Source organism: Armatimonas sp. (assembly GCF_043760365.1).
GTDB lineage: Bacteria > Armatimonadota > Armatimonadia > Armatimonadales > Armatimonadaceae > Armatimonas.
This window is the reverse complement of the sequence record NZ_JAYUPA010000471.1, coordinates 1-4666: the sequence shown is the minus strand read 5'-3', so window position 1 is coordinate 4666 and position 4666 is coordinate 1. Positions and strand designations below refer to the sequence as shown.

The window sequence follows — 4666 nt, the reverse complement described above, 5'->3', positions numbered from 1 at the left end:
CAAGAAGTCGAAGCTGGTGTAGAGGTCGCTGAGGCTGCTGAGACCGTCGAAGCACAAGCAAAATAGATTCCCGCCCCGGTAGTTCCGGGGCGGTTTATTTTTTCTTTGGCTTCGGAGGAGTTGCCGCGCCAAACATCAGTGTCCTCAGGCGATTCATGAGTCTGTTATACTACAGTACGATGCAACAAGACAACAACTGGCCAGACTTTCGCGGCCACAACGGTGATGGTTTTAGCGGCGCTACCGACCTTCCCAATGAGTGGAACGAAAAGAAAAACGTCCGCTGGAAAACCCTGGTTCCTGAGCTAGGCTGGTCTTCGCCGGTTGTCTGGGAGAACCAGATCTGGCTCACGGCAGCAACGGAAGACGGCAAAGAGCAGTTCGCCTTGTGTTTCGAGCGCACCACAGGGAAGCTCCTGCAAAAGATCTTGGTCTTCAAGAACCCTTCCCCGCAAGCTTTTCCACGAAGTAACAACACGTATGCATCACCGTCACCCGTGATTGAGAAGGGCCGTGTCTATGTGCATTTCGGGACATTTGGCACCGCCTGCATTGACACGCGCCGGTTTACGATTCTCTGGACGCGGCGTGACCTCAACTGTCAGCACGGGCAAGGCCCTGGTTCATCGCCCTTGCTCTTGCAAGATAAACTGATCCTGACCTACGATGGAATGGATGTACAGTACTTGGTTGCCCTTGAGGCGAAGACGGGCAAGACACTATGGAAGACCCCACGCAATACGCGTTTTCGCAATAGCGACGGCGATCTGCACAAAGCCTACACGACCCCCTACCTACTGAAGCGAGGCACTCGTCAGGAGCTGGTGAGCGTGGGAGCCAGTGCTGCCTGTGGCTACGACCCTGGAACTGGCAAAGAACTCTGGCGCATCGCCCACCCTGGCTTCTCGAACGCATCCCGGCCAATCTCTGGCAACGGACTGCTCTTCCTGAACACGGGCTTCAATCGCCCGGAACTCTGGGCAGTTAAGCTGGATCGCCCGGACGGCCCCACGCCCGACGACATTGTTTGGCGCTATACCAAAGGCGTTCCCAATCTAAGCTCGCCGCTCCTGGTGGAGGATCTTCTCTTCTTCGTCGCGGACTCCGAGGTGCTCACTTGCCTAGAAGCGGCGACAGGAAAAGAAGTTTTTAAAGAGCGCATCGGCGGGCGTTTCTACGCGTCACCGGTCTTTGCAGAAGGGCTAATTTATCTATTTAACGAGCGCGGGAAGGCATGGTTGGTGAAGCCGGGCCGAACCCTCACCACGGTCGCGCAAAATGAACTTGAAGGGGGGAGCCATGCCTCACCGGCCCTCTGTGGGAAAGCGCTCTATGTCCGCACTAATACACACCTGTACTGTTTAGAGCGCGTCTGACACAAAGGGAAGCTTTGCGGTGGTACGGGCCGTGAGGAGCGCAATGGCAATCACAAGATCTTCTGGGTACGTGATCTTTGGGTTCGGCGAGGTGCTCTCCATTAGGTGGACAGTGCGCCCAAGCCGTCGCAAGAGACTCGCATCATCGGTGGTAACAAAGCCTTCGGAGCGCGCGGAGAGGTGGGCCCGTCTGAGCAAGTCGGTCAGAAATCCCTGGGGGGTCTCCACGGCAACCAGGTCGGTTCGCTCGATTAGCTCCCCACTGCGGCGGATCAGGGTGTCTGTAACGGGCCGGACAACCGTCATGAGCTGGTGACTCCGTGCCGTGCCAACGCACTCAGAGATCAGCTCCGGCGTGATGCAGCACCGTGCCGCATCGTGGACGAGCACGTACTCCGTTGTCACGGCATCCAGGCCCCGCCGGACACTTTCCTGACGCGTACTGCCGCCAAGCACCACTGCTTGTAGCTTTCCGCCAGCGTACCGCTCGCCCAGCTCCCAGAGCAAATCGCTCTCTCCCTCATTGGCCACCAGAACAATGCGTGCGATATCGGTACACTGCGCAAAGGCATCTAGAGTCCAGCCAAGCAAGGGGCGTCCCAGGAGATCGGCAAATATTTTGTTCTGCTCCGCTCCAAAGCGCGTACCATGCCCGGCAGCGGGGATGAGGGCAGTGACGGCAGGCTGGGATCGCATCGGCTCTTTTTAGGATCGCTGGGCACGGATCGGGGTACGGGGCCCGCGTGTGTAGGGACGAATATTTCGGTCGTAGTCAGCCCCACCATCGTCATCGCGCAAGTGGGCGAAGATCATCTTACCCGCTGTTGTTTGCAAGAGCGAGGAGACAATTACCTCAACCGTCTCTCCCACCACTTTACGACCACCTTCAATGACGATCATCGTGCCATCATCGAGATACCCGATCCCCTGATTTTGCTCACGTCCTTCGCGTACCACAGCGACTCGCATCTCCTCACCAGGCAAGACAATTGGCTTCAGGGCGTTGGCAAGCTCATTGATGTTGAGAACGGGAACCCCTTGTAGCTCAGCCACTTTATTTAAGTTGAAGTCGTTCGTGACGAGTGTGCCATCAAGCGCCTTTGCGAGCTTCACCAGCCGAGAATCCACTTCCTCTTTTTCGGGCGCGAGCTTATCATAGCTCCGCACGACAAGTGTCAGCTCTTTCTGCATCTGGTTGAGAATATCCAGTCCACGACGGCCTCGTGCCCGTTTGAGACCATCTGATGAATCGGCGATGTGTTGCAGCTCATCGAGAACAAATCCAGGAATATAGATTGTTCCTTCCACGAATCCAGCCCGCGCAATATCGGCTATCCGCCCATCAATGATGACATTCGTATCCAGAATTTTAAAGGTCGCGTGCGGAAGCGTGTTTTCCTCTTCCACCTCTTTGGGCTGTGGCGGCATGTAGAAGTGCAGCTCCTCTTTCATCGAGAATGCTGCGGAGGTGGTTAGGTAGCTTAGAATAACTCCTGTAATGAGCACAACTGCTACCGCCGCCAGTGTGTTGTGATCCAACGCCCGGAAAATCACCACCGAAATAGCCGCCGTCAGGAAGATTCCCATCGTGAGCCCGGCACCAATGGCGATCTTGTCACGTGTGGACATCTTGCGCATCTGGTCGCCCAGACTCTCGATCTTACGAAAGATAAAGCGACCCAAGGCAAAGCCGAAAATCACGCTGGAGAGACCAAAAACGACCCAGTAAACCCAGCGTTGATTATCCGTCAGCAAGTTTTTTGCCCGAAGAAAATCGAAGACCAGATTCGAGGCATACCAACCCACTCCGACCGCTAAACTAACGAGAAGGGCGGTGAAAGTCAAGCGCCAAATTTTATTATTCATAGTGTGTCTCCTTCTGGTACGATTGGGTTCGCTTAGCTGTTCCCACTTTTGGCAATGCGAATACGGGCCTGAGCCCGGCGCATGCTCTCCATAATTTCCGTGCGGTCAACACTTTCGGTGCTGCTAAGTAGCTCGCGTGCCCGTATCAGAGAGGCTTCCGCGCGGCTCACATCAATCTCGTCGTCAAATTCAGCCGTGTTCGCTAAAACGGAGACTTTTGTTTTGGCGACATCAAGAACCCCCCCCGCCACAACCAGTTGCCGGGTGGTTCCATCGGCCAGACGGACGACACACTCGCCAACACCAAGCTCCGCCAGTAAGGGTGCATGTCCTGCTAGAATTCCAAGGCTTCCCTCAACCGAGGGTACCTGAACCGAAGTCACGTCTCCAGAAAGCACCGTTTTCTCTGGTGTGACAATATTTAAATTAAAAGTCGCTGCCAAATTTTCTATCCTTAAACTCTCTCACGGAGAGCGTACTTGGTTCTCATTGTACCACTCTCACTGCCGCGCGACAGAGCCCATTTGATAGAGTCACTTCTCATTCGGCATGATTATTGCCATAGAACTTACCGATTATGGCTCTGGTGGGAATACAACGAAATGCTCCGCGCATCGGCTTCGTCTTCTCGACGGAAGTGGGATTAAAGACACAGTACCAGAACTGGCGTGAGGCTCTCACACGCCTCGCTCCGCCTCTCGATCCACGGTGGATTGTTATTGACTGGCACCGGGAAGGGGGATTTCTGGAGCGTCTTCCGCTCCTGCCCGGTTCTTGGAAGGCGCGCTTGCGCTCGCAGCAACAGCTTCGCATGGGGCTACAGAGTGGCCCGTTCGATGGCCTTCTGATAGGTGCTCCCGCAATTACCTATAACCGTCGAAAACTTCTGAGTCAACAGCCGTATTTTGTTGCGATTGACTGTACTCCTAAACAGCTCTATGCGTTTGGGGATTACTACGGGAAGACCCCCAGCGCATTTGCCCCTTACGAGCACTGGAAAGAGAGGGCACGACGAGACTTCTATCAGAATGCCCGCCTTCTTTTTCCCTGGTCACACTGGGCGGCACAGAGCATGATCCAGGACTACGGCGCGGATCCCGCACAAGTCGAGGTGGTTCCACCCGGGATCAACTTAGACCTCTGGCAGACGGAGCCGCGTACGCTCACCGACCACATCCACATACTATTTGTGGGTGGGGATTTTATTCGCAAGGGCGGCGACTTACTTCTAGACTGGGCGCACCAGACCCGCAGGCGAAACTGGCACTTGCATTTGGTCACCCGTGACCCTGTTCTCACGACCCATCCTAATATTCATGTCTACCATGGGCTGGGCCCCAACCATCCAGAGCTCATCGCGATCTACCGCAAAGCGCATCTCTTTGTGATTCCCGCGCGGTGCGATTGCTATTCTCTGGCGGGCA

5 protein-coding genes are annotated in these 4666 nt (G+C 55.3%); 2 read left to right on the top strand and 3 right to left on the bottom strand.

Going from position 1 to position 4666, the window contains the following annotated elements; translation table 11 throughout:
• The first annotated feature begins 179 nt into the window (after window positions 1-179).
• Window positions 180-1376, top strand: coding sequence for a PQQ-binding-like beta-propeller repeat protein (locus ACH2EH_RS11040; RefSeq protein WP_395141623.1), 1197 nt, complete (start codon window positions 180-182; stop codon window positions 1374-1376).
• Here the strand turns inward: ACH2EH_RS11040 and ispD are convergent.
• Genes ispD through atpC form a run of 3 tightly spaced genes read right to left on the bottom strand, consistent with a single transcriptional unit; the run spans window position 1362 to window position 3685 of the window.
• Window positions 1362-2072, bottom strand: a complete 711-nt coding sequence (gene ispD, locus ACH2EH_RS11035) for a 2-C-methyl-D-erythritol 4-phosphate cytidylyltransferase (RefSeq protein ID WP_395141621.1) — start codon at window positions 2070-2072, stop codon at window positions 1362-1364. The two genes, ACH2EH_RS11040 and ispD, sit on opposite strands and share 15 nt — an antisense overlap.
• Before the next feature lie 9 nt (window positions 2073-2081).
• Window positions 2082-3242, bottom strand: coding sequence for a PIN/TRAM domain-containing protein (locus tag ACH2EH_RS11030; RefSeq protein WP_395141619.1), 1161 nt, complete (start codon window positions 3240-3242; stop codon window positions 2082-2084).
• Between the two features lie 32 nt (window positions 3243-3274).
• On the bottom strand, window positions 3275-3685 hold the full coding sequence (gene atpC, locus ACH2EH_RS11025; protein WP_395141617.1) for an ATP synthase F1 subunit epsilon: 411 nt from the start codon (window positions 3683-3685) through the stop codon (window positions 3275-3277).
• 134 nt (window positions 3686-3819) lie between these two features.
• Here atpC and ACH2EH_RS11020 point away from each other — a divergent pair.
• A partial coding sequence (locus tag ACH2EH_RS11020) for a hypothetical protein (protein WP_395141615.1) occupies window positions 3820-4666 on the top strand: 847 nt, incomplete at its 3' end.

Coding starts and splice junctions, on each gene's coding strand:
- ACH2EH_RS11040 (WP_395141623.1), top strand. CDS start 180: ATGCAACAAGACAACAACTGGCCAGACTTTCGCGGCCACAACGGTGAT.
- ispD (WP_395141621.1), bottom strand. CDS start 2,072: ATGCGATCCCAGCCTGCCGTCACTGCCCTCATCCCCGCTGCCGGGCAT.
- ACH2EH_RS11030 (WP_395141619.1), bottom strand. CDS start 3,242: ATGAATAATAAAATTTGGCGCTTGACTTTCACCGCCCTTCTCGTTAGT.